The sequence below is a fragment of the Flavobacterium sp. GT3P67 genome, from assembly GCF_004349155.1.
GTDB classification, from domain to species: Bacteria; Bacteroidota; Bacteroidia; order Flavobacteriales; family Flavobacteriaceae; genus Flavobacterium; species Flavobacterium ranwuense.
This window is the reverse complement of the sequence record NZ_SMLF01000007.1, coordinates 194,081-220,729: the sequence shown is the minus strand read 5'-3', so window position 1 is coordinate 220,729 and position 26,649 is coordinate 194,081. Positions and strand designations below refer to the sequence as shown.

Genomic DNA, 26,649 nt, shown 5'->3' with positions numbered 1-26,649 from the left:
TTGATTTATAATTTATGAGGTAAAAATGGATAGTTTTCTTGATCGTATACTACGTCGTATAGTTGTTGAATTTCCGGATAAGGAGATTCTTCAGCGAATTTCACACATTCTTCCACTAAATCTTTTACCCTTTGATCAATTACTTCAATCTCTTCTTCGGTTGCATATTTTTGATCTAGAATCACATCCAAAACTTGCGTAATTGGATCAATTTTTTTGTATTCTTCTACTTCTTCTTTCGAACGGTATAATTGAGCATCCGACATAGAGTGTCCTCTGTAGCGGTATGTTTTCATTTCTAGGAAAGTTGGTCCGTCTCCACGACGTGCTCTGTCAATAGCTTCTGTCATTGCTTCGGCAACTTTTATTGGGTTCATTCCGTCAACTGGTCCGCAAGGCATTTCGTATCCTAAACCTAATTTCCAAATATCAGTATGATTGGCTGTTCTTTCTACTGAAGTTCCCATTGCATAACCATTGTTTTCAACAATAAATACAACTGGAAGTTTCCACAACATCGCCATGTTAAAAGCTTCATGTAAAGATCCTTGACGCGCTGCACCATCGCCAAAATAGGTCATAGTAACACCACCTGTTTCAAAATATTTATCGGCAAAAGCTAATCCAGCACCTACAGGAATTTGTCCTCCTACAATTCCGTGTCCACCATAAAAACGGTGCTCTTTTGAAAAGATGTGCATGGAACCACCCATACCTTTTGAAGTTCCGGTAACTTTTCCTAAAAGTTCTGCCATCACACGTCTAGGATCAACTCCCATACCTATTGGCTGAACGTGATTTCTGTAAGCAGTAATCATTTTGTCTTTTGTCAAGTCCATTGCGTGCAATGCACCAGCTAATACTGCTTCTTGACCATTGTATAAATGTAGAAATCCTCTAACTTTTTGTTGGATGTATAATGCTGCAAGTTTGTCCTCAAACTTTCTCCAAAGCAGCATATCTTCATACCACTTTAAATATACTTCTTTTGTAACTTCTTTCATCTGAATTTTTCTTTTGCTAAAGTGTTATTGTATTATCAATGTGTACCTATAACGCAAAATAGTTTCCTCCCACAAATTTGCGAAATGCAAAAATAAGACATTCCAAGTGAGAACTAAAATTTAATAGGCGATTTTTGGAATTTTTACAGGAATTTTTTGTCGAACATAAATGGAAGCAAATTTTTTAGGGATTCCGACTTGTAAATTGCGCCAATTTCTCCCATGAAATAGATTTCGATAGGGGTTTCTTGTTTGATTTCATATTCTGCTATAGATTGTCTGCAAGAACCACAAGGAGGAATTGGAGCTGTAGTTTGGTTTATGTCAGAAGCAGCAGTAATTGCCATTTTTAAAATTTTGGCGTCTGGATAGACAGCTCCGGCATAAAAAATAGCGACACGCTCCGCACAAAGTCCCGAAGGATAGGCTGCATTTTCTTGGTTTGAACCTACTACAATTTTACCGTTGTCTAAAAAAATTGCAACTCCAACTCTGAATTTTGAGTAGGGTGCATAAGCATTTTTTCGTATTGCCACCGCTTGTTCCATTAAATCCTGAATGTCATTTGGTAAATCCTGAATGGAATCGAATACTTTGAATTGAGTGGTAATTGTTATTTCTTTCATGTTTTTTTTAAGGAAAAAATCCAAACTTCATCCCGAAGCTTCGGGATTGAAATTTGGATTAGTATTTGTTGATTTTATTTAAGTTTAATATTCGTCATATTTATCTCCAAAATTGAAGGTAAGCGAAAAACGTAAGGTGTTTTCTAAAGGATTTTTTACCTTTGATGCCGAGAATAAATAAGATACATCTACTTTGACTACATTGTATTTGAAGCCTGCTCCAAGTGAGAAAAACTGTCGAGCTCCTTTTACAGGACTTTCGTGAAAATATCCCAAACGCATCGCAAAGGAATCTTGGTACAAATATTCAGCACCTACAGCATATGTAACTTCTTTTATCTCTTCGCCAAATCCATCAGGCGCATCGCCAAATGATTTGAAAACACCGGAAGTCCACCCAATAGCACGGTAATTCTGATTGTTTTGGTTGCGTTCTTCACTTGTTACTGTTCCGTCACCGTTTAAATCTGGGTCTTGTGGCGTTGGAACTAATAATTTATTGAATTCAACATTTACGGCAACCTTATTATAGTCGTCTAAAATAAAATCAAAACCAGTTCCTATTTTTAAATTAGCGGGTATGAAGTTATTGTTGAAATCATCATTGTCATAACTGATTTTAGGGCCTAAATTTTGAATGTTAAAACCCGCTCTCCATCTTCCGTTGAATTCGTTATACGCTATTTCTTCAGATTGGTAAAAACCGGCCACGTCAACAGCAAAAGTACTAGCAGATGAGGCATCGTTATTATCTGAAGCCACCTTTAGATTGGAATTTATAAATCGTCCTGCTATAGCCATAGAGAATTTCTCGCTTAGCTTTAAGGAATACGAACCATCGATAGCAAATTCGTTTGGAGAAACTATTCTAGGCGTTTCGTTAGGATCACCTGTTTCGCGTAATTCAATTTCACCTAAACCAAAATACCTGAGGCTTCCTGCAAATGCACTTCTTTCATTCAATTTTTGATAATAGGTCAATTGCCCTAATGATATGTCATTTACTAAATCAGTAAGGTAAGGTGTGTAGCTTATAGAAAACCCTTTTTGGTCAGTTGCAAAAGCATATTTAGCCGGATTCCATTGCTGGGAAAAAGCATCCGCTGATGTTGCAACTCCTACGTCTGCCATACCTGCAGCTCTTGCATCAGCTGCAACTAATAAAAAGGGAACCCCCGGGTTTATAACTCTATCTTGTGCTTTTGTAAAAGAAATCACAAATAAAAAGATAAAAAGTAATGTTATTTTTTTCATTATTACAGGAAGTTTTGTTAAACAAATATAGTATTTTATTAAAGTATAACAAGTTTTTCAAATTTTTCAGTTTTCGTACTTGTTACGCTTGATTTGACGGTTAGCTTGTAGACATAAACGCCTTTCCCTATTTTATCTCCAAAATCATCTTTGCCATCCCAAGTGATTTCTTTTGATAAAAATCCTTCAGTTGTGATAATTTGATTTTTCGTCCAAACCACTTTTCCAGTTATTGTCATTACTTGAACCTGAACATCCAGTGGCTCAAATGGTCTGTTGTGTGTAAACCAAAATTCAGTATAATTAACGAATGGATTAGGATAATTCAATACATGTGTCAATGTTATCGTTTCATCACCTACAACAATAAACTGAATCTCGGCAGTTATCGGGTTGTTGTATACATCCCACGCCTTGAATGTTATAGTGTGTAATCCCGGAGCTAAATTGCGCAACGGAAATCGGAGAGTTCCACTTGTAAAATCGTCTAATGTTGTTTGATAATAATCATTCAGTACAAAAGGATTGCTTACATCTCCGTCAAGAATAGCAACAATATCATGACCTATTCCGCTTGCCGTATTTATTCCGTTTTCATCTTCAAGCAGTGCAACAAGAAATGGGGATTCATTAGTTGTTCCGCCGGAAACAAAAGTCTCGTCATTCATATATAACTTAACTCTTGGACTAATATTGTCTGCGGTTGCATTTTCATTTATTCCACCTATTTTTATATTGGAATCATACCCGGTTTCGTTCTGCAATAACTGATTTTTTTTGGAATAAAAACTAATTCTTCCGTTGGCCAATGGGACTCTGATATCTCGGGGTACAACAAAACTAAATTCAAATTGACCATTAGTGACGGATGCGTTTCCTCTGAATATTGTTTCTCCTAAAACATTGAAATTAATAGCCGGACTATTGCCGTCATTATTATAAGTTGTTCTTGAAACTGTTTTGTCAAAAATAGTTGTAGAAACTTCTCCGGTATAATTTGTTAGTGGATTGTTGTTTTCATCAGTAACTTCTCCCGTCAGTTTCATTTTTGCCAATGATTTGAAATCGTCAATGGGCTGGGTAACGGGAATGTCATTTACTTTTGTCAGTCTAATTTTTGGTTTTGGTATGGCAAGCATTAATGCGGGGTCGCCAATATAAAAAACAACATTGGTGGCTGAATTTGGATTGCTGTTTTTTGAAATTCTCAGCGCTTCTGCAATTGAAGTATATTGATTCGAATTGTAGGATAATAAATTTTTTGTTAGCGTGTCGTTGAAGTTTTCTGCGCTGAATTGTCCAATGGATCGAATGGTGGTAAGCATTGCTATTGCTCCGCCTTTTGGGTTCCAATACGTATATTCTCCGGCGGTTGGTCTTAAAGGATTATCAAAACGGGAAAATTCACAGGTGATGGTTATAAATAAAGGATACTTGTATTGATTGCTTAAGTTTTGTCCGTCTGATTTTTCCCAAATGCGTTCACTTGATAAGCCATCTTCACCGCCATGTCCTAAATAATTAAATACCAAAGCCCCTTTTTCGAAAGCATTGAAGAAATCCGTTCGAGCTTTGGGATACCTGGAGCCTCCTGCGGATGCTTCTTGGACATAAGAATCTAAAAATATTTTATTCACATTTAGAAAAGGTTTTTCAGAAGCAATTGTATTTGCAAGGATGTTTTGTCTGTTTTGTAAGCTGGCATCGGATGCTATATCTGAATCATCAGAAACCAATACGAAGTTATTTCTCCAGCTTCCGTAGGATTTTAGGTCGTGGTATTCGATTACTTTATTTACCATTTCGCCGGCCTGTTTGGTATCAGTAACCAGCATTCTTCCTACAGCAATATCGATTCCTCCAAAAAACGACACAACATTTCCTTCTGAGGGATCCATTAATCCAAAAAAATCATCGGAGGCAAAGGATGATTCGCCTGTTGTGCTGCTGTTTAAGGCATGGTAAATGGGTACAACATTAGTGTTGTTTGAGATTCTATTTTTAAAATCAAAAGAAGCATCGCCAAAAAGATTGACAAATTTCATTCTTTTTTCAGGCGTGGAAGCATTGTCATAGATGTATTTAATGCAATTTCGTATTGCTGCAACATCTTGTTTTCCAGAAGAAAATTCTTGATAGATGGACTCTAAAGGAATAACTTTTACATTTAAATTGGATTGGGTGCGATGAAAAGTAGCTAATTTTTCGGCTTGTGTGGCTAAAAAAGATGGTGTGATAATCACGTAATCGATGTCTTGAAATTGACCTTGTCCGTTTTTAAATAATGTTCCTTTTAGATTTTGATTCGCAATTTTAGATTTGGTACCTTTTAAAGGGGTATAATAATCCGAAGCGTCTAAAGCAATGTATTTTCGGAGTTCTCCTAAGTTTGCTTTAAAATTTAATGTGCTCTGATTTGAGTTTTCGATTTTGGTTGCATTGTAAATGTCAGTAACATCCCAAATTTGAGGAATACTTGTTGTGTTTGAAATGCTATAATTTACAATCCCAAGAGTAGAATTAGATTGATCGTATTGAAAATGAAACTGTTTTCCATAACCTTGTAGTTTTCGCTTGGCGATAAGTCTTATGTTGTCAAGAAAACCTTTGGAACCCGGAACACCATTGTTGTTGTATTTCAGTTTTATTTTTATATTTTCAGCACCATTGAAGTTGGTGTTGTTTGGCAAAAAACCTAAATAAAACTCAGTTCCGGAATTGTTGTTTAAAGCAGGAAAAGAAATGGTTCCAACAGGAGTCCCATTCGCAGCCACATTCAAAGAAGTTGGAGTAAATGCAGCGGAAGCAGCAGTTAACATCAGTTTTACAGGAGTTGAAGCATCAAAATTCGGAAAATTAAAGTCGAATTCCTGCTCGTCTTTGACTTCGAATGATTCGCCAAACCATTGACGACCCAATCGCGCTATATTAATAAGGTCTGCTTCGTGGTATTGATGATCGTCAAAAGAAGTTACGGTTAAAGTACTGCTCCCGGAAGGTTGGGCCATAGGATTGATTCTTTTTCCATCAGCACCTTGAATAGTAATGTAATAATAGGATTTTGTATCGTACAAATTAGTAAAGGTCAGACTTTCGGGATTCCAAGTGTCAACTCCTTCGGCATAAAAAAGAATATAGTCTTCATTGTTGAAAATGCCGTCAGCTTCACCGTTGATTTGAATTGCGTTTTCGGATACGTCATTTGGATAGAAAAAACTGTTTGATAGCGGAAGCATTCGCCCACCATTACCATATATTTTTATTTTTCGGGGATCTATTGTGCTTACGTCTAATCCTAGCTGTTGTAAAAAACTTTTGGTAATTTTATATACACCGGATTTTTCAATATAAAATTGATACCAGTTGCCCGTTGCTAAAACAGAATTAACAATGCTATTTGTGCTTTTACTGGATTGTGAAATACGGGCAGTATTGTTTTCTACCTGATAAGAAAAAGATTTGATACGTTTAAATCCGAAATCGTCCTTAATTATGGGTGACAGATTAATAAAAGCTTCTCTGATGTCTCTTGAAATGTTTGTTTTCAGGGATGCATTTATTGTTTTAGGAATGTTTTCGGGAGCTAAATCACCCAGTTGAGCAGTTGTGATTGCTTCGTAAATTACATTTGTGATTGTGACTTTCCCTTCGTTGAAAGTGACTGGTTCTTTTATTTTTAAAGTATAAAACAGTGTTTTTTGCGAAGCATCATAATGGAAATTATTTCCTGTAAATTGCGGAATAATAACTTTGTAATCTCCATAGGACATTTCTTTTTTTTCTATCCATTCAATGGTTATGTCATCTTTAATTTGAGCAAAAGAAACAAAAGGAATTAGGCTCAAATAAACCAGAAGTATTTTTCTCATTGTTTTTTTAACGGGATTAATAGTGAGTTATTATTTATCAGTAAAAATAAACCATTTCGTGTGATTTAAATAATAAATATTATAAATTTGCGTTCTGATATATAATTTATTGTTAAAATTACACCAGCGAAAATTATTGGAAAGTTTGATGTTGATTAATGGTTAATTATTATATTGCGTCACTTAAATTATTACCTACTAAAGAGTATGAAAGCAAACAAAATTATGGGCTTACGATTGTTGATATCGATCATGTTAGTTATTGGTTTTTCCAGTTGCAGCAAGAAGTCCAGCTCCAAAAATACCTCAAGAGCAACGGGTTGGAATATGGACAGCAAAAAAGCTGGTTCAAGTAAAAAACAACAAGCAGGGCCAGGTTTGGTTTTTGTTGAAGGTGGTACATTTACTATGGGAAAAGTAGCAGATGACGTTATGCATGATTGGAATAATACCCCAACACAACAACACGTTCAATCTTTTTACATGGATGAAACTGAAGTTACTAACTCAATGTATTTAGATTACTTAGATTGGTTGAAAAGTGTTTATCCGCCAACTGAAGAAAATTATAAAAATATATATGAGGGAGCCTCACCTGATACATTAGTTTGGAGAAATAGATTGGGTTATAACGAAACGATGACTAATAATTATTTAAGACATCCTTCTTATGCAGAATATCCTGTTGTTGGAGTAAATTGGATTCAAGCAGTTGAATTCAGTAACTGGAGAACACAACGTGTAAATGAAGCGCTTTTGGAAAAAAACGGATATCTTAAAAAGAATGCGAAAACTTTAGATGTTACTGCTGAGAGTAATTTTGATACAGAAACGTATTTAAATTCACCTACTTTGGCATACGGAGGAAATGAAGAGATTGTATTAAAAGGAAAAAATGGAGGTAGAAAAAGTCCTAAAGCTGGAAAAGATGGTAAAGTAATTGAGCCTAAAAATGTTTATGCACAACGTTCTTCGGGTATTCTTCTTCCTGAATACAGACTTCCAACGGAAGCAGAATGGGAATATGCAGCTGCTGCTGATGTAGGACAAAGAGAATACAATATCTATAAAGGTCAGAAAAAATACCCTTGGTCTGGTGGTTACACTCGCTCTGGGAAAAGACAAAGTAAAGGAGATCAATTGGCCAATTTCAAACAAGGTAATGGAGATTACGGTGGAATTGCAGGTTGGTCTGATGATGGTGCTGATATTACAAATGAAGTAAAAAAATATCCTGCAAATGATTTTGGTTTGTATGATATGGCTGGAAATGTTGCCGAATGGGTGCAAGATGTTTACAGACCTATAATTGATAACGAAGGAAATGATTTTAATTATTTCAGAGGAAATCAATATACTAAAAATAAAATTGGAGCTGACGGTAAAGTTGAAATTATTACTGCAACCAATATGAAATTTGACACTTTAAGTAATGGTAAAATAGTTGCCAGAAGATATCCAGGTCAGATTGCTCAAGTTCCTGTTGATGAAAAAGAAACGTATTTGAGACAAAATTTTGACAAAAGTGATAATGTCAATTACAGAGATGGTGATAAACAATCTACCAGATACTATAATTTTGGATCTTCAGAAGCTGATACTGAAAAAGAAAAAGAGGAGAAAATCATGTATAATTCTCCTAAACACAATGTTACAACTGATAGCTTAGGCAAAATGGTTAGAAAATATGATAAATCAAGCAAGAGAACAACTTTGATAAATGATGAAGTTAGAGTTTATAAAGGTGGTTCTTGGAGAGATAGAGCGTATTGGTTAGATCCAGCGCAAAGAAGATATTTTCCGCAGGATATGGCTACAGACTACATTGGTTTTAGATGTGCTATGTCTCGAGTTGGTCCTAAAGCCGACAAGAAAAAATCAGCTAGAAATTAAATTTTTTATAAAATAAAAATAAAAGCCCTTTGATTAGGGCTTTTATTTTTTTAAATCGTTTCAAATGGATATTAATTACATTCATAGTTTATTTTTAAAATGTAAATCGGTTTCGATAGACACCCGCAAGATTGAGCTAAACTCCTTATTTGTTGCCATAAAAGGGGAACGTTTTGATGCGAATACATTTGCGAAGGAAGCATTAGATAAAGGTGCTTCTTATGTGATAATTGATGATGAATCTTATTTTATTGATCAAAGAACCATCTTAGTTGATGACAGTTTAATAGCCTTGCAGAAACTGGCTAAATTTCATCGGGAGTATTTGAAACTACCTATAATTGCGCTTACGGGAAGTAATGGGAAAACAACTACGAAAGAACTAATTCATGTTGTTCTTTCCAGAAAGTATAAAACAAAAGCGACTGTAGGAAACCTAAACAATCACATTGGTGTGCCATTGACATTGCTTTCGTTTACTTCAGAAACAGAAATAGGAATAGTTGAGATGGGGGCGAATCACAAAAAAGAAATTGAATTTCTATGTGAATTAGCAAAGCCGGATTATGGTTATATCACTAATTTTGGAAAAGCACATTTGGAAGGTTTTGGTGGCGTTGAAGGAGTTATTGAAGGGAAAAGTGAAATGTATCAATACCTTTTAGCAAATGATAAGCTTGCTTTCATAAACTTAGAAGACCCGATTCAAGTTGAGAAATCAATGTCGTTAAAAGCGTATTCTTTTGGTTTAAATAAAACAAATGCGGATGTAAATATTGCATCTGTTAAAGCAAATCCATTTGTAGTAATAGATTATTCGAATCTAACCATTTCAACCCATTTAATAGGTTTGTATAATGCTAATAACATCAATGCAGCACTCACTATAGGAAAGTATTTTAGCATTGATGATATTGCTATAAAAGAGGCTTTAGAGAGCTATGTGCCTGAAAATAACAGGTCGCAGTTATTGACAAAAGGAACTAACCAAATTATTCTGGACGCTTATAATGCAAATCCGAGCAGTATGGCAGTAGCTATTGAAAATTTCCTGCAGTTAGAGGGTTCAAATAAGGGTATGATTTTGGGAGATATGTTTGAGTTGGGACAGGAAAGTGAGCAAGAACATAAAGCAATTGTTGACATGCTTTCGAATGAAGATAAAGTGAAATGTTATTTTATTGGTTCGGCATTTTATGCTAATAAACTTGGAAAAAGCAACTTCTGGTTCTACAATACATTTGAAGATTTTTCGAATGATTTACCAACGGCTGAATTCAATAATAGTACTATTTTGATAAAAGGTTCCAGAGGAATGGCATTGGAGCGAACCTTGGATTTCCTTTCATAAAGACAAGTAGCTTATAAATAAAAAAGCCATCATGAATTATTATGATGGCTTTTTTTGGTTTTGTTAAACCCAAATTTTGCATTAGAAAAAAAATCATTAAATTGTAGTTTAAAACCTAATGCGTAGCATTAGAAAAATCAGCGTTATGGAATTCGACATATCCTTTACCAGTAAAGAGATTAGGCCTTGGAGCGGAATGATTTTTTTAAAGCAAATGTTGCAAAAAAATGGCTTTAGAGAGCAAATTACCAGGTGCAAAGATTCTCATCGAATGGATTTGTTTCTTTGCCCAAATCTTTTTTGTTTTAAACTGAAAGTAAAAAACAATAATTTTTTAAATTGTATGCTCCTTTATTTTCTTAAAAAAATGAACTAAATTGCGTCTTTCAAAAAGTATAATTTAATTACTAGATAGATCGCATGTTAAAAGCCATTTTAGATAACAAGGAAAGCTATCAGCCGGGTTTGTCAATAGATTGTGTGATTTTCGGATTTCATGACAATCAGCTTAAAGTGTTATTGATAAAAACAAAGTACAGTGATAAATGGGCTTTGCCTGGGGGTTTTGTATCTGTAAACGAAGATATTGATCAGGCTGCAGTTACTGTTTTGCATGGAAGAACAGGGCTAAAAGGGATTTTCCTAAGGCAGTTTTCTACATTTGGAGCTGCTAGAAGATGTGATGTTAATTTTAGTAATAGTATTCTGGACTTTTACGGAATACCTTTAGACAAAGGAAAATGGTTTGCCAGCCGTTTTGTAACAGTTGGTTATTATGCCTTAGTTGATTTTTTAAAAACGATTCCGCAACCTAAAGGGAACAATGAAACTGTGGAATGGATTGACCATAATGCGGTGCCGGAATTGATTTTAGATCACAAGCAAATTCTGGACAAAGCATTGGAAACCCTGCGTATGGAATTGAATTTAGTGCCGGTAGGATATAATTTACTTCCTGAAAAATTTACCATCCCGGAAATACAAAAACTATATGAAACCATATTAGGCAGAATGCTGGATCGAAGAAATTTTCTTCGCAAAATTACGGCAATCGGGATTTTAACCAAACTGGACGAGAAGAAAAGTAATGTAGCCCATAAAGCCCCAAATTTATACAGTTTCGATAAAGAAAAATACGAAGCAGTAGTTAAGAACGGATTGACTCAAGGTTGGTAATTTAAAATAGTAAATCATGTAAATCACTTTAGTATGAATAATGATAAAGCCATGAACTCGAGTCTCGTCTCAAATGGAGTTAACAATAGTCCGATACGTCATTCGGTTATTTAAAAACTTAATAAATTTGTATTTATAGCTTATACTACCCAACATTTCATATAGCGCCATTCCTGCCATTTCAGTTGTGAATTACTTTCCTTAAACATCATTTTAATAAATAAAAATATAAGTGCACTTTACGAAATTTCTCAAAAACAGATCCGAAAAATAATTAATTTAATGTCTGGAACTTCGCTTGACGAACTTTATATTGCAGGCTTCAAAACTTATGGTGCAGGCGAAACTACTAAGTTGTTGATTTGTATTTAATATTAAAGAATTAAAGAAGCTTTTTTCATACTCCCAGTTTTCATACACCTGTAATAAAATATATAAAGGCACTTGCTATAAACAAGTGCCTTTATATGATTCAAAATAAATTACTTCTTAAGCTACTTTTATTCTATAGTTGTATACCTGTAACATTGATAAAGGCCATTTTTGTATCACCGTATGATTCTGCCAAAATTAACCTTTTAGCTTCTGGTAAGTAATTCCCAAATTGTGTAATTACTGTTCCATCTTCATCCAGGCTCAATCTTTTAATGTTTTGATCAATAGATCCATTATTTAGTTGATAAATTCCGTTATAATAATGGTTTAGACCTTTCACATAGGTATTTAGATAAAAATTGCCTTTAATGTTTTGCACCCCAATTGATTTATTACCTTCTTTAAATGATAGTACTTTATAGTCTACACTTCTTTTTAATTCTCCATCCATTGTAAATATTAACAAACTAGGGTAACCATTAGAATATTCAGGCACCTTAAATGTAGAATTTGGAAAAGTAGGATCTGGTTTTGTTCCACTTTGAAAGTCACAATCTACAAATACATAAATTTCATCATTTTGTACAAACAATGTATTGAAATTCACTTTATTTAAATCTTTAATTTGATTAAAATTCTCTAAAAAATTGTTTTTCAATACCTTTCCGGCATTTACATCGTACATAAGAATTTTTCCATACTCTCCGCGATTCACACCATGAGCATAAGTATCAAATGCCAATAAATAGTCATTTGGTCCCACTGAAAACGAAAGCGGTTTTTTTATCTTAACATCTTCAGTTCCAAAATCTTTATTCTCGATTGTGTTTCCGTCCGCAATAGCCAGCACGTTTTTAGATCCTGTTTCTTTAGTAGTTCTAACAAAAATAAATTTCCCGCTGTCGTTCAAAACAACATTGTCAGTAAACGATAGTAAAGGGAAAGAAACATTTTTTTGCCAAAGTAAATCTCCTGTTCTGCCATCAATAATTGCACATTCGTGTTCTTCGGCAACTTTTTTATTAGCAAATTTACTGTAAACAACACCTATATAATTTTTGTTTTGTGAAACCATTGCGTAAGCAGTTCCTGATTTTGATAAACTTTCAAAAGTGTGTTCACTTATCAATGTGGTGTCAAATGTGCCTGTTTTTTTATCAAAAGTAATTTTGTGTAATTCTTTCTTTTTTGTTTTGTTCGAATAAGTATCTGTTATAACTACCAGTTTCTCATTTCCTATTTCAAAACTTCCAAGATAATTGTGTAATGTAAAAACATCTTTATGCGGAAATTCTTCCGTAAAAGTATCTACTAATTGATTTTTTTGATCAAATTTTCTAATAATTAATTTGTTCGTAGGCATCATACCACCATCAATATTAATTACCGAAAACATATAATGATTGTAGTTGTCTACTAAAACTACTTTAAGATCTTTTTCATCTTTTCCGTTATAGTCAAATTTGGTTCCTAATTCTCTTTTGATCTGACTAAATCCGGAAATACTTATCAATAAAAAAAAGATCGCTACTATTTTAGTTTTCATATTTTGTTTTTAGGTAGTTTTATAGATTTGATTTTCGATAGCTTTTAACTCCGTTTCTTCAGTTGAGTTCAAATTCATGTAGATTAAATTTTCCTGCATCTCGTTTAAAACCTTTTCTGCTTCTGCTTTTTTATCTAATGCCAGATTCAAATTCATTAAATTAAAATAAATAAACTTGCCAATTTTAGGATTAAAATCAGCTTTGGAATCTTTATAATTAACCTTTGCAAGCGTTTCTCTCCAAATATCAATTCCTTTTTGCATTCCCGTAAAGGCAGCAGCGTTAATTTGTGGATTTGTAGGGTTTAATTTTTTCAAATTAGTCGAAACATAAATATCTGCTTTTTCTAAATCGTCGTATTGTCCTTTGTTTTTAACACTCTGAAGTCTTACACTGTATCTTATAGTCTTGAAAGCAAATGTTTCATTTAAATACTCATTTATAAAAGCGATTACTTTTTTCAAATGCTGTTGTTCTTCACGAGGTTTATTGATGTTGTTTGTAGGTGATGAGCTAATGTACTTATATTCCTGAAAAAAGGTTTTGTTTATCTTTTCCTGTCCATTTTGTTTTACAATCAGCGTTGTAGGTTGGTTGGCATAAGTTTGCCCGGAATTGTCTTGAAAGTTTGTTTTTTTGATATCTAATGTAATAGTCAAATAATTTCCGTCTTTGGTAAATCCATCAATATTTACCTGTGAGACCAATACATTATTGTCTATAATAACATAATCTTGAAGATTTGGTTCTTGGTAAACCGGTTTTGTTGGCGCTACATAAATTGGTCTGTTTGGAATTCTAAGTCTAGGGTTTTGTCCTTTGTCTGTCAAGGTTAAACGCTCTAATAAGGTTAATTTTTTAAATTCTTCAGATTCTAATTTGTATTTTTCTTTTGCTTTTGCAACATCACTGTCGTAATCTGCTAGCTTCTGTTGAAACTCTTTTTCACTATTTGCAGCTTTTTTATCAAAGTTGTCTAATTCATTTTGAAAATCAACCTTTGATTGAGCATAAACTTCATCGCTAGTTAAATTATAAGGTGAAGTAACAGCAACTGAATATTGTCGAGAACCATTTTCAATCATAATCTTTGGTTCTCTTAAAAGTTGGTATTCTACAACTTCTGAAGAAATGCTTTGCGCATTTGCCTTTGCAAACAGCGACAAAAAAAATACAAATCCTAGTAGGTAATTTAATTTCATAGTATTTTTTGTTTTTGAAAATTTGTTCAAAAATAACAAAAAATTTCTTATAGAAAAGTGATTCTTAAATTTTTAAGAAGTTTTACTTCTTGAATAGTTTAAAGTTGAAGAATCCGGGTTTAAAAACTTCAATATTCTTCTCAATACAATAACTTTTAATTACTAATCATTACTAAACTATTTTAATAATCGAAGTACTAATGCATCACCAGAATCTTTTAATGCCAAAATAAAAGCTTTTAGAAGTCGTTTTATGGGTTTGAGCAAAATAGATCTTTTCTTATTCAGATTATCCAATCTTTTTGAACTTGATCCATAAGATTGAATGAATAATTTTGAAGTATGTCCAAAAGAAAAAAGCCGATAAATCTTAGGATTTATCGGCTTTTGAAATGATTTGTTATTAAACTTGTGGGCTATCAGGGACAGCAATCGAACACTTGATACCAATTTTGACGTTTTTTGAGAACCTAAAATAGTATAAATGTGAAAACAACAACGCCATTGGATTCCAATGACCTTGTTTGTCTTTTTGTGGTCCTTACGAACCTATTTACGAACCACTTTTTACATGACTTGAAGAAACTAGCTTCACAAGACTTTTTATAAATTACAACATTTTACTAACCTTTCGTAATATAAGTAATTACTTGAAAAAACATAGTTAAAAAATTATTTGAATGCTGTCAGAATTTAATTTTTGTTCCCAAGATTTTCCAAATATTCTCCCAAAGGGATATCTAGTCCAATGCCAAGAAAAGCGTTGTCACCAAAGTTGGCATCTTTGACAAAAGGAAAACCTATAATTAAATTCACATCTAATGCATTGTAAAAACGCATTCCAACTCCTACCCCCACGTGTGCAAAATCAAAGTTTTCATTGGTTGATGTATTGGCTAGCGAATAAAGTAGCCCAGATCCATATACAATTGTGTAAAATTCATTAATAAATGGAGCTTTTTTATTCAGGTATACATCATCTTTAATTACATTTTCATAACCTTCAAAACGTTTGAAATTGGTAATGCGCCATTTTACACCAATTTTCTCAGAAGCAAAACTGATATTATCAATTGACTCTTCAGAATCTGGAAATTTGAAATCGTCAAAAAAGAAATTTTGATTTAATCCCATGCTCAGATATAAAGAAAAAACTGATTTGTTATTTCTATTATGATATTGTTGTAATTCATTCAAAAATGAGACAACATCAATTTCAACGTACTCTTCAGATGGATTAATTAGCGTATACTTTTTCATTGCATTTATAAAAAGGATGTAGCTATCCTTAAATTCGCCGTCGGAAAGATTGTCTTCTACTTTTTTACTACCATCACGTAGCATATTGACAATACTCTGATAAGTTTCAGCTTTATCAAGATTGTCTAGATTGGCAATAAACTCAAATAGATTCATTAATTCTTCGTCATAACCAAAGTTTCCTATTTTTTGTAAAGCTCTTATTTTTAGTAAAGGTATAATGATTCTGTTATGGGCAATAATGGAATTATATAGTTTGTCATTATGTTTGTCTCTTATTTTAAGTTCAATCATTTTATCGGTAATATAATCTTCAAGATAGACAATATCGCTCATATGAATATCATTATTATTTATAAGAGATTTTAGTTTAGTATGGATCTTCGGTAAAATTTCCGACGCTTTAGAAATAGTCAGAGAATCCAAACTGTCTGTGATAAATGGAATTTCTCCTTCCATTTCTTTTAATACGGAAGTCAAATAATCATTATAAAATTTATCTGACGTTGCGATAATTTTGTAATTAGTATTTAGCGTTGTTTTAAGTTGTGCTATCGTTATAGAATTATTTTTTATTGTATTGTTAATTAAATCAATTATTGAATCGTTGATTTTTTTAACTCCATCATTAAAATTATTAGTTTCAATTTCTAAAAAGTTACCATTTATAAAAGAATCGAGTTCTATGTTTTTAGCAATTACTTTACTATCTGATAAACTATTAACAATTACATCTAAACTTACAATATCATTTAAAATACCAGCTATTTTTGGCTCAGAAGTTTCATCTTTCGGATCGTTAATTTTATCAACTCTGCTATTAATTTTTTCAATTAAACGGTTAATATCTATTTTAACAATTGAGTCACTAACAGGTCTTTTAACTTTGTCTGATGAGACGTCTATTAGTTTTAATTTAGGCATTACACTTTTACATGAAAACGTTTTATAATTAGATGAAATTAAGCTTATTATAGAATTAGCTTTATTTTGAATCTGAGTATCGGATATAATTTTTTTAATCGATTTTAAATCTTTTTCAACTCTAACCGATTCTATGTAAGTTGAAATAATAATTCTATTGCAATTATCGGTGCAAGATACAAATTGGCTTAATGGACCTTGAACTGACGTAGTACCGATATTAGTGTTTTTTATAAAAGCTAAAATATCTTCTAATTGTTTGACTTCATTTAATGTGCTTTTTATTTGTGGATAAGCATCGATCCATTCACGATTATTAAATATTGGAATAATAACTTCCAGGCTTTTTTGTCTTAAATCAATTAAAATATTCTCTACTTCTTTCTCTTTATTTCTTTTGATAAATTCATTGATGATATCATAGTTTTTTACATATTGTGTAATTCTGTTGCAAACATATAATTTCATACTATCAAGACTCTCCTTAAAATCTCTTGCCTTACTCTCCATCTTCATAGCTTCATCTTTTTTATCAGCTACGGATTTTGAATAAAATTCTTTATTGAGCAGATTTAAATAAAAGTCACCTGAACGATAGTCAATTTTATTTTTAAAAAAACCTTTCTTTTGTAATTCTGGTATTTCTGACAGAGAAAGACTTACAATGTCCAATATAATTCCAAATTGGATATTTATTGAATTTTTATCTTCCTCAAATTTGGAATCATCATGCGAAATATTTTTTCTTAAGTTTAGGCGTGCTAATTTTTTCTTGTATGACACAAGTTTTTCTCTTTTGGAATTTAATATATCAAAGTCATTCTTGTTAATACTTTTATCATTTTCTAACTTTTCTAATTTGCCTGCAACAAATAATTCAAGCCCAATAATTGAATCAGTCAATTCCCGCCTTCTATCTTTTTTTTTGTATTGATTACTTTTTTCTTTGATAATCATTTCTTGATAATAAGGGGAGTATATTTTATAGTTTGAATAAGCCTTATTGAGATCAAGGAGTTCTTTCTCTGGGGATTTTAAGATAGTATACGCAACCCCCAATGAAAGTGAATAATTAGTAGTTAATTCCAAAATTTCTTTTTCGATCACCTGCGGATTCTTTTCATTTAAAAGAACGTTCAAGCAATTCTGAACATAATATTTGGTTGTATAGTTGGCTTCCGGAAACATTTTAAACATAAATCTGCGAAGTGCTTCTTGTTTAAGTTCTTTTTGTTTAGTTACAATGATTTTAGTTAAGACTTCCACATCAATAGTTCCTTTGTTCATGGTTAATTTTTCAAGGCCCACTGCCAGTGTTGGGTTAACCTGACAAAATGATAATGAACTTAAAAATAGAAAAAATAAGAGTAATGATATTTTTTTCATAAAAGGTTTGTTAAAATTTCAATAAAAATACTTAAAATTTTGATAATCAAGTATGTACTCTTGCTTTTTTATAAAAAACATTATAAAAAACTCTATGATAAAGCAGATAATCACAAATCTTAAATTATCAAGGCTCTTCAATACGCATAAGATGATTTTATTATGCTAAAAGTAAAGAGTATTAAGGAGAGACCTTACGTCATTCAGTTTAATCTTTCTTTGTAATTAAATACATCTAAAGATTTTAGCAGGTATGCAGGAAAAGCAATAATATTCTTTTGAGAAATAGAAGTATAAAAACTAATACTAAGTTTTAATTTTTTTCTAAAGATTGCTAAAAAAAATGCCATTATATTTCAATGCTTTATTTATTTTATGTTGGCTGACAAGGATAATAATTAAATTCTTTATACTTTTTTTGACATTTTTTGATAACTTAAAGTAGTTCTCAGATGGTTTAGATCCCTCCATGGTCAATTGTGCAAATCGTTTAGATCAACTTGATTTTCTTTTAACGCCGACAATTTTAAATCCAGTCTATTTATTTTAACATCGAAATCTTCTTTCACTTCGCAATGATCTTTTACCTATAATTGTAGTGTAAGCAGATCTATAATGTATGAAAGCCTCTTTTTGTATTCTTTGGGCTGAAAAATTATTTTTTGTTATTCCCTCTGACTTCTTTTGAATAGAGATACTAAATTAGTCAACTCACGTTACTGAAAAAATTGCCAATTGGATGATGCAGCAAATTGACCTTCAAGTCAAACGGGATATCCAAGCTATTGTTAATTACGAAATAACATAAAATCTAAGTGATTTAAGTTTGATAAAATTAGTTAAAAATAAATTTAGCTAAATCTTTATATCAATTATAACAAAAAACAATATCCTGTATTGGCTTTATTTGAGTAGGTTTTAATTCTTAAAATATTTAGTTTTACAAGAATATTGAATTACAATAGCAAAGGTAATTTAACTTTCAATGAAGACTTAATGGCAATAAATAAACATCAAATAATCAGATATAATAGACTCGACCGTTGTTTTAAAAATTTTGGAAGAGAATATACTTTTGAAGATCTTTTAGAGGCTGTTAATGATGCAATAATAGAACATGATCCAACTAATTCAGGTGTTCAGATTAGAACTTTGAGAGAAGACCTCAAATTTATGCGAAGTGAATCAGGATATAATGCTCCTATTGAAACTATAAAAAGTTCAAGTGGCACCAATTATTATCGTTATGATGATAAAAATTTCTCTATTAATAATAGTCCTCTAAATGATACCGAAGCACAGCAATTAAAAAACGCAGTCTCTATTTTACAAAGATTTGAAGGCAGCCCTGAATTTGAATGGGTTAATGAAATAGCTCCATTATTGAATGATAAATTTGGACTAAAAGATCAGAGTCAAAAAGTAATGTCTCTAGAATCAAATATTGATTATAAAGGTTATGAATATATTACACCCTTATTTAATGCTATAATAAACAAATGTGTAATTAAAGTTAGATATGAACCATTTAATACTTCCGAATATACAATAACCTTTCACCCCTATTATTTAAAACAATATAATAATAGATGGTTTGTTTTTGGATATAATGAATTCAATCATAATCAATATTGGAATTTAGCTTTAGATAGAATTAATGGTCAAATTGAAAACACAAATAAGGATTATAGAGAAGACACTACAGATTGGGTAGATTTTTTTGATGATATAATTGGGGTTTCTAAAGATCCTGAAAAACAAGTGGAAGAAGTAAAATTATTATTTACCAAAGAGCAAGCTCCTTATGTCAAAACTAAACCTTTACACTGTTCACAAAAAGAAAGTATTCTTGAAGATGGTTCTTTAGAGATCCGAATCAAGGTAATTTTAAACTATGAATTAGAAATGAGGATTTTATCATTTGGTGAAAAAGTAAAAGTTATAGCTCCGGAGCCATTAGTATCTAAAATTTCAGATAGAATAAAAAAGCAATTTGAAAATTATTGACAAGCTGTGCGCTTATACTGCACAAACAGTTAAGATCTTTGAACTGTAATTAAAAAACAATTGAATTTATGGCGAAAGTAGTATACTCAAACCCAGTGGAAGTTATCTCATTCAAAATTTTTGGTATTTTCGATGCTTTTAGAACAAATCCTAAATTAAATCATTTAGAGGATTCTGTACAAATTGTTCTTCTGCTTGTGACATTATATAAAGATGGTGTAATTAGTGAAAAAACGTTCACTAATAATTTTAGTCTTTCAGATCTTAAAATACTCATTTTAGAGTCAAATCTAAATACAGAGACTAAGGATATTTATTTAATGATTTTTGATGTACTTAGTGATTCTTTATCAAAAGTATTTAGTCAACCACTTAGTTATTTAAACTTTCATCTTTTTCAAATTGAAGAAGAAATGCTTTCGGAATATTTTCCAAGTGTAGTTGACGATGTAATTTATAGGATTGCTCATTCTCACGGGCGTTATGCTGGCGAATTTATTCAACCTGTTGAGTTAACACGTTTTATGAATGGTCTGGCTAACTTAAAAATGGATTCAAGAGTTTACAATCCTTTTGCAGGACTAGCTTCTTTTGGTGTTAATCTTAACCGTTCTCAAAACTATTTTGGTCAAGAACTTAATCCACAAACTTGGGTTTTGGGTGCTTTAAGACTTATGGCATACAACAAGCCTGTGGATTCAGCATATCTTTGTGAAGATTCTATTTTAAACTGGCCTAACAGTTCAGAAAAGTATGATTTAATTATTTCCAATCCTCCATATGGTATTCGACTTGATAATCGTTATAAAGATATTGCTGTCCAGTATAGAACAATTGAACATTTTTTAATAGATAAAGGGGTTCAATCTTTAAAACAAGATGGTAAATTGATTGCACTTTTACCACAAGGATTCTTGTTTAGAGGAATGCAAGAGCACAGATTAAGAGAGTTTCTAATTGAGAAAGATTTAATTGAAAGTATTGTCTCATTGCCAAGCGGTTTGTTATTAAATACTGGAATTCCATTAACAATTCTAGTTATTAATAATTCGAAATTATTAACTGGAAAAGTTAAGTTCGTAGATGCTACAAGTTTTGTATCGAATGTCGACTCAAGACTAAAAGTATTAGATGATAATAAGTTAATTGACTTTATTCACGATGAAATAGTCGATAATGATGTCATTCGAATTATAGATAACCAACAAATTCGTACTAACGACTATAACCTGAGTGTTGCACGCTATTTTCAAGAACATTTTGAAGGGGTTAAACTGGGTGATATTATCGAACCTTTTAGAGGACAAAGAGGTAATTTACCTGAAATTGGAAAACTAATTCGTATTCGAGATTTAAAAGATGATAATGTAGATTTTTTATTGGATGATAAAGCCGTTGAAGAAACAGAGTTAAATAGACGACATATTATTCATCAAATAAATGAATCATGTTTATTATTGGCAATTCGTTGGAAAACATTAAAGCCAACATTTTTTGAGTTTAAGAGTAACCCAATTTTCAAAAGTCAGGATATATTTTCTGCTAAAGTTGATGAATCAAGAGTTGATAAAGCTTATTTAATCAATGAGCTTCAGTCAGCATATGTTCAGAAGCAATTGGATTCTTATCGTTTAGGTGCTACTATTCCATTTATTCGCCAGAATGATTTACTCGAAGTTGCAATTAAATTGCCTTCCCTAGAGGAACAAAGGGCAAAAGTCCAAGGAATTTATGAATTAGCAAACAAAATTAAGACGCTTCAAGAGGAAAGAAATGCATTAGCTCATGGAAAGGCTGTTAAGGATTTTAATGAATTTGCTTCACTAAAGCATACTCTTGGAAGACCAAGACAAAATATTTTAGATTGGTCCGACAATTTATTGGATTTCATTAATAATAATCAGACTGGTTTTGAAGAGATGAATAAGGCATTTGTTGAATTTTATGATGTTGACATGATGTCTGTTCTTAAAGAAATCAAACGAGATGTGAACTTTATTACTGAAGTTTTAGAAAAAGGGGAAAATGGTCTTGTTTTATCAGCATACGAAAAGCAAGTTATTCCGCTTTCTGATATTAATAGCATCATTAACGATTTATCTAATAATGGATTTAACTTTAAGATTAAGAAGTTGCTTTTAAAGGCTGAAAACACAAAAGAGCGAGGTATCTTTGCAAACAGAACGCTATTTAAAACCTTACTCGATAATCTTTTAACAAACGCAAATAAATATGCTTTTGACATAAAAGAGATTGTAAATGAAGTAGTTATTGAATTAACTGAAGTAGATGGTTTTCTAGTTATTGAAGTTAAAAATAACGGAAAACCTTTTCCTAAAAATTTTGACAGAGAAAAGTTTATTGCCAAATACTCAACGGCAGATAAAAGTTCAGGTAGTGGTTTAGGCGGCTATGATATACATAGAATTGCCTTTGATTTTAATAATCCGGATTGGGAATTATCTTTAAATGAAGATCCTATTTATCCGGTAAAGTTTAAATTTCAATTTTCAATCAAATTGATTAATTAATTATGGAAGATATAGTGTACAATTTATTATGGATTGATGATGAGCATGAAACGCTCACTGGAACCAAAGGTCGCGCCAAAAGAAACGGAATACAATTAGTTCCCTTCAAATCATTGAATGCCGGAATGAGCGAATTAGAACAAAACTATCCTTTCTATGATGGAGTTTTATTAGATGCTAAGTTTTTAGAGAATGAAGACGATATCAAAGGTTCAGAAGATACTGATAATGTTCATAGAGCGAAAGAACAATTATTGCAATTGAAGAAGAAGTTCGAAATTTTTGTCCTTACTGGTCAAGCAGAAGCCTATGAGGATAGTACTTTTAATAAGGCCTTCAAGAAGGTTTACAAAAAAGGAAGTGATGAAGATATTGAACGATTGTTTGTAGACATAAAAAATGCAGCTGCAAATCAACAGGACACTCAACTTCGCCATGCTTACAAGCGTGTTTTTGATGTTTGTACAGAAAAATATATAGGTGAAATAGCAGGACAAGATATTTTAAATCTCTTGAAGGTAAATGATGAAACAAATATTGATAATCACTTCAATACAATAAGAAAAATTGTAGAAGATCTCTTTATGGCATTTGTTAAATTTAGCTTATTACCAAGCGAATTCATCACGCCAAGTGTCTCCTTAAATGAAGCTAGTAAGTTTTTAGCAGGTAAGAGTCCTGATGGTACATTTTTCATAGAAAAAGGTCATCAACATCTAGAGGAAACTCATTTACCAAAACAAATTGCTTTTTACTTAAGAAGTATCTTGTCAGTCACTCAAGCAGGTTCACACCGATCTGAAATTGATTTATTTGTGAAGTCTATCAAAACATCATACCTTTTCAAAAGTGTGTTTTTTCAACTTTTAGACGTTTTAGTTTGGTTTAAAACATATGTAGATTCAAATCCTACAACACAGAATTGGTCAAAGGGTGAAAATGATTCAGATAGTGATAGTACAGCCTTAGATACAATTATTTCAGGTGTTGTAATTAACCTAAACATCCAAAAGGGGTTTGCTTTCTTTAAACCTAATACAGGTGGTGAAAATATTTTTATTCCGCCTCATTTAGTGACCAATTATTCATTGGTAAATGAAAAACCAGTTGAGGTTGAGATTAAAGAGTACGTCGATAACAGAACATCAGAAACAAAAACAAGAGTTAATAAAATTATAGTATAATACCCCATGATCACAGGAGAATTAAAATCACAAATTGACCGCATCTGGAACGACTTCTGGACAGGAGGAATTTCCAACCCTTTGACCGTTATAGAACAGTTTACTTATCTTATTTTCTTAAAGCAATTAGATGACAAGCAAATTCTTATCGAGAAAGAGATTGCAATGCTTGGTGGGACTACCAAGAAAATGATATATAGTGATGAGCAAAAAGAATTACGATGGAGCTATTTCAAAGACAAAGATCCGGAAGTAATGTTTGATTTGTTCCGCAGACCGCAACGTCATTTAAATGATTTAACGGTTTTTGATTTCATGAAAACATTAGGTACCGATGGTGGCAAGTTTTCTGAATACATCAAGGGAGCCACCTTTATGTTGGAAACACCAAAACTTTTAGATAAGGTAGTACAACAAATAGACAAACTGCCACTCGACAATCGAGATACCAAAGGCGATTTATATGAATACATGCTGGGTAAAATTGCCGAAGCAGGTACCAACGGACAATTCCGTACACCCAGACATATCATTCGTATGATGGTGGAGCTAATGCAACCAAGTAAAACCGATACTATTTGCGACCCATCATTAGGAACTGCAGGTTTCTTAGTCGCTGCTGGCCAATACATACAAGATCATCACAAAGATTGGTTTCTAGAAAAAGAATTCCGGGACCATTTTAACAGTTCAATGTTCAACGGTTTAGAAATTGATCCATCAATGATGCGTATTGCTTCTATGAATTTACAATTGCACGGTATGGAAAAACCTAACTTAGTTGGAGGAAGTGCCTTGGCTGAAAGCAATGACATAAACGGACAATTTAATTTAATATTAGCCAATCCACCGTTTAAGGGAGCATTGGATTATGATGAAGTAGAAAGCAGTTTACTGCAAGTAACCAAAACCAAAAAAACCGAATTACTCTTTTTAGCACTTATTTTAAGAATGCTAAAATTAGGTGGTCGTGCAGCAGTAATTGTGCCTGATGGGGTACTCTTTGGCAGTTCTGGTGCACACAAAAACATCCGTAAAGAATTGGTCGAAAACCAACAACTGCAAGCGGTAATTTCTATGCCTAGTGGTGTTTTCAAACCCTATGCAGGTGTAAGTACCGCTATTTTATTATTTACAAAAACCAACTCAAGTGCGACCGACAATGTGTGGTTCTATGATATGCAAGCTGATGGTTTTAGCTTAGATGACAAACGTAACGCTTTGATTACTGATGACCAACTCGAAGCTTGTTTTGCTAATTCAGAAACAACCGCTAAGGAAGTAACAGGAAAATGCGATATTCCATTTATTCTAAATGATTGGCAAACTATTAACCAAAAACCACTAACCAAAAACTTCACTGACCGAACTCAAAAATCATTTTTAGTTCCAAAAGCTGATATTTTAGCCAACGATTACGACCTCAGCATTAACCGTTACAAGGAAATTGTCTATGACGAAGTGGTCTATGAAAAACCACAAACCTTAATTGCAGATATAAAAGAATTAGACAAAAAACGTTTGAATGCCATGAATGAATTGGAAAAAATGTTAGAATAGTTACGCGGAGTAAGAGGGATTCTCCACCCCGGGAAAAATAGCAGAGAGGAAGGGATTCGAAACACAAGAATGACATAAGGATTATGAATCCTGAGGTCATTGAAAAGTATAGTAAGTTTGTGAACGAGTCAGGGTTCGAACTAAAAACCCTAAATTTCAAATTGTGACCTTGACTGGATTCAAAACAGTAATCTTTTAACTGATAACTGTAATGGCAGAAGGATTCGAACCTGTGACCGACCGCCTGCTTAGAAGGCAGGTGCTCTAACCAATTAACTTTAATCGTCTTTAAATTGATTAATAAAACGAATTTACAAAATATAGAATTAATGCAAAAAGTTAAACTAGATCAACTTTGCAATATGCAAAGTGGAGGAACTCCTTCACGAGGTAAATCCGAATATTATAACGGTACAATTCCTTGGTCTAAAATTAGTGATTTAGAAAAAAGTAATGATGGCTATATTTATAAAACGGAAGAACATATAACGTTAGAAGGTTTAAAATCCATTAATAGTAGATTTTTTAAAAAAGGAACATTACTTTTAGCTATGTATGGCTCTGTTGGTAAAACAGCTATTGCTAAAATTGAGTTGTCAACTAATCAAGCCATTCTTGGTATTAATTTAAAAGATGAAAAACAATTAAATATTAAATATTTAAGATATTGGTTTTTAACAATTAAAGAGCAGTTACTTAATAGAGCTGTAGGTGTTGCACTTTCTAATATTTCACTTGGAATTGTTAAAGATCTAGAAATCCCCCTCCCTCCACTCCCAGCCCAACAAAAAATAGCCAACATCCTCGACAAAGCTGATGAACTGCGACAATACAACAAACAACTTATCAAGAAATATGATGCCTTGACACAAAGTTTGTTTTTAGATATGTTTGGTGATCCTGTGAAAAATGAAAAGGGATGGGAGAAAATAGGATTAGGAGAAATTTCAAAGATGGCTTCTGGTAGCACACCTAGTAGAACGAATGAAAATAATTTCAAAGGCAATATTCCTTGGATAAAAACAACGGAAGTTAATGGAAAGATAATTAATGATACTTTAGAAAAAATTTCAGAAGAAGCTTTAGAGAATTCAAGTTGCAGATTATTTCCAAAAGGATCGATTGTCATTGCAATGTATGGTCAAGGGAAAACTAGAGGACAAATTGGAATTTTAGGAATTGAGGCCGCAACAAATCAAGCTTGTTGTGTTTTGAAGCCAAGCAATAAAATGAATTTTCAATTTCTTTATTACACTTTATCTATGTTATATGATGATTTAAGAAGTTTAGGTAGAGGTGGAAATCAACCAAATCTAAATTTAGGATTATTAAAAAACTATGAATTAATTAATCCTCCAATCAACCGCCAAAACCAATTCGCAGACAGAGTAGAACTTATAGAAACCCAAAAACTACAAGTTCAAGAAGCGTTGGCAAAAAGCGAGGAATTGTTTCAGAGTTTGTTACAACAGGCGTTTAAGGGAGAGTTGAATTAAAAAA

At 32.3% G+C, this 26,649-nt stretch carries 15 protein-coding genes and 1 pseudogene; 9 read left to right on the top strand and 7 right to left on the bottom strand.

Annotated elements, in window-relative coordinates; all coding sequences use genetic code 11:
• Positions 1 to 5: 5 nt before the first annotated feature.
• From pdhA to porU, 4 genes are all read right to left on the bottom strand, one after another.
• On the bottom strand, positions 6 to 1,004 hold the full coding sequence (gene pdhA / locus E0H99_RS12665; protein ID WP_131996060.1) for a pyruvate dehydrogenase (acetyl-transferring) E1 component subunit alpha: 999 nt from the start codon (positions 1,002 to 1,004) through the stop codon (positions 6 to 8).
• A 143-nt stretch (positions 1,005 to 1,147) separates the two neighbouring features.
• Complete coding sequence (cdd, locus tag E0H99_RS12660; RefSeq protein ID WP_131996057.1) at positions 1,148 to 1,630, bottom strand: cytidine deaminase; 483 nt, start codon at positions 1,628 to 1,630, stop codon at positions 1,148 to 1,150.
• An 84-nt stretch (positions 1,631 to 1,714) separates the two neighbouring features.
• Complete coding sequence (porV, locus tag E0H99_RS12655; protein ID WP_131996054.1) at positions 1,715 to 2,884, bottom strand: type IX secretion system outer membrane channel protein PorV; 1,170 nt, start codon at positions 2,882 to 2,884, stop codon at positions 1,715 to 1,717.
• 38 nt (positions 2,885 to 2,922) lie between these two features.
• On the bottom strand, positions 2,923 to 6,753 hold the full coding sequence (gene porU, locus E0H99_RS12650) for a type IX secretion system sortase PorU (protein ID WP_131996051.1): 3,831 nt from the start codon (positions 6,751 to 6,753) through the stop codon (positions 2,923 to 2,925).
• 207 nt (positions 6,754 to 6,960) lie between these two features.
• Here porU and gldJ point away from each other — a divergent pair, with 207 nt between their 5' ends.
• The 3 genes from gldJ (at position 6,961) to E0H99_RS12635 (ending at position 11,173) form a co-directional block, all read left to right on the top strand.
• Complete coding sequence (gldJ, locus tag E0H99_RS12645; protein ID WP_131996048.1) at positions 6,961 to 8,646, top strand: gliding motility lipoprotein GldJ; 1,686 nt, start codon at positions 6,961 to 6,963, stop codon at positions 8,644 to 8,646.
• Between the two features lie 64 nt (positions 8,647 to 8,710).
• Positions 8,711 to 9,997 carry a UDP-N-acetylmuramoyl-tripeptide--D-alanyl-D-alanine ligase gene (locus E0H99_RS12640; protein ID WP_131996045.1) on the top strand — a complete coding sequence of 429 codons (1,287 nt, stop codon included), beginning with the start codon at positions 8,711 to 8,713 and terminating at the stop codon, positions 9,995 to 9,997.
• A gap of 420 nt (positions 9,998 to 10,417) precedes the next feature.
• Positions 10,418 to 11,173: an NUDIX hydrolase gene (locus E0H99_RS12635; RefSeq protein ID WP_131996042.1), complete on the top strand. Its 756-nt coding sequence runs from the start codon at positions 10,418 to 10,420 to the stop codon at positions 11,171 to 11,173.
• Positions 11,174 to 11,678: 505 nt separating this feature from the next.
• On the opposite strand, the gene E0H99_RS12630 is transcribed toward E0H99_RS12635, so the two are convergent.
• Together E0H99_RS12630 and E0H99_RS12625 are read right to left on the bottom strand one after the other, a co-directional pair.
• Complete coding sequence (locus E0H99_RS12630) at positions 11,679 to 13,094, bottom strand: hypothetical protein (protein ID WP_131996039.1); 1,416 nt, start codon at positions 13,092 to 13,094, stop codon at positions 11,679 to 11,681.
• A gap of 9 nt (positions 13,095 to 13,103) precedes the next feature.
• The gene (locus tag E0H99_RS12625; RefSeq protein ID WP_131996036.1) at positions 13,104 to 14,297 is read right to left on the bottom strand and encodes a hypothetical protein; all 1,194 of its coding nucleotides are present in this window, start codon (positions 14,295 to 14,297) and stop codon (positions 13,104 to 13,106) included.
• Positions 14,298 to 14,478: 181 nt separating this feature from the next.
• Here E0H99_RS12625 and E0H99_RS17570 point away from each other — a divergent pair.
• Positions 14,479 to 14,616 (top strand): annotated as a pseudogene (locus E0H99_RS17570) (transposase); the annotation flags it as partial.
• 374 nt (positions 14,617 to 14,990) lie between these two features.
• On the opposite strand, the gene E0H99_RS12615 reads toward E0H99_RS17570, so the two are convergent.
• A complete protein-coding gene (locus E0H99_RS12615) occupies positions 14,991 to 17,867 on the bottom strand; it encodes a hypothetical protein (protein WP_131996033.1) in 2,877 nt (958 codons plus the stop codon).
• Positions 17,868 to 18,863: 996 nt separating this feature from the next.
• Between E0H99_RS12615 and E0H99_RS12610 the strand changes: the two genes are divergently transcribed.
• From E0H99_RS12610 to E0H99_RS12585, 5 genes are all read left to right on the top strand, one after another.
• A complete protein-coding gene (locus E0H99_RS12610) occupies positions 18,864 to 19,874 on the top strand; it encodes a helix-turn-helix transcriptional regulator (RefSeq protein WP_131996030.1) in 1,011 nt (336 codons plus the stop codon).
• 68 nt (positions 19,875 to 19,942) lie between these two features.
• Positions 19,943 to 22,405, top strand: coding sequence for an N-6 DNA methylase (locus E0H99_RS12605; RefSeq protein ID WP_131996027.1), 2,463 nt, complete (start codon positions 19,943 to 19,945; stop codon positions 22,403 to 22,405).
• Positions 22,406 to 22,407: 2 nt separating this feature from the next.
• Entirely contained in the window at positions 22,408 to 23,589 is a 1,182-nt protein-coding gene (locus E0H99_RS12600; RefSeq protein ID WP_131996024.1) for a hypothetical protein, read from the top strand.
• 6 nt (positions 23,590 to 23,595) lie between these two features.
• Complete coding sequence (locus E0H99_RS12595) at positions 23,596 to 25,149, top strand: class I SAM-dependent DNA methyltransferase (RefSeq protein WP_131996021.1); 1,554 nt, start codon at positions 23,596 to 23,598, stop codon at positions 25,147 to 25,149.
• A 329-nt stretch (positions 25,150 to 25,478) separates the two neighbouring features.
• Positions 25,479 to 26,645 carry a restriction endonuclease subunit S gene (locus E0H99_RS12585; RefSeq protein WP_131996018.1) on the top strand — a complete coding sequence of 389 codons (1,167 nt, stop codon included), beginning with the start codon at positions 25,479 to 25,481 and terminating at the stop codon, positions 26,643 to 26,645.
• Positions 26,646 to 26,649: the final 4 nt, after the last annotated feature.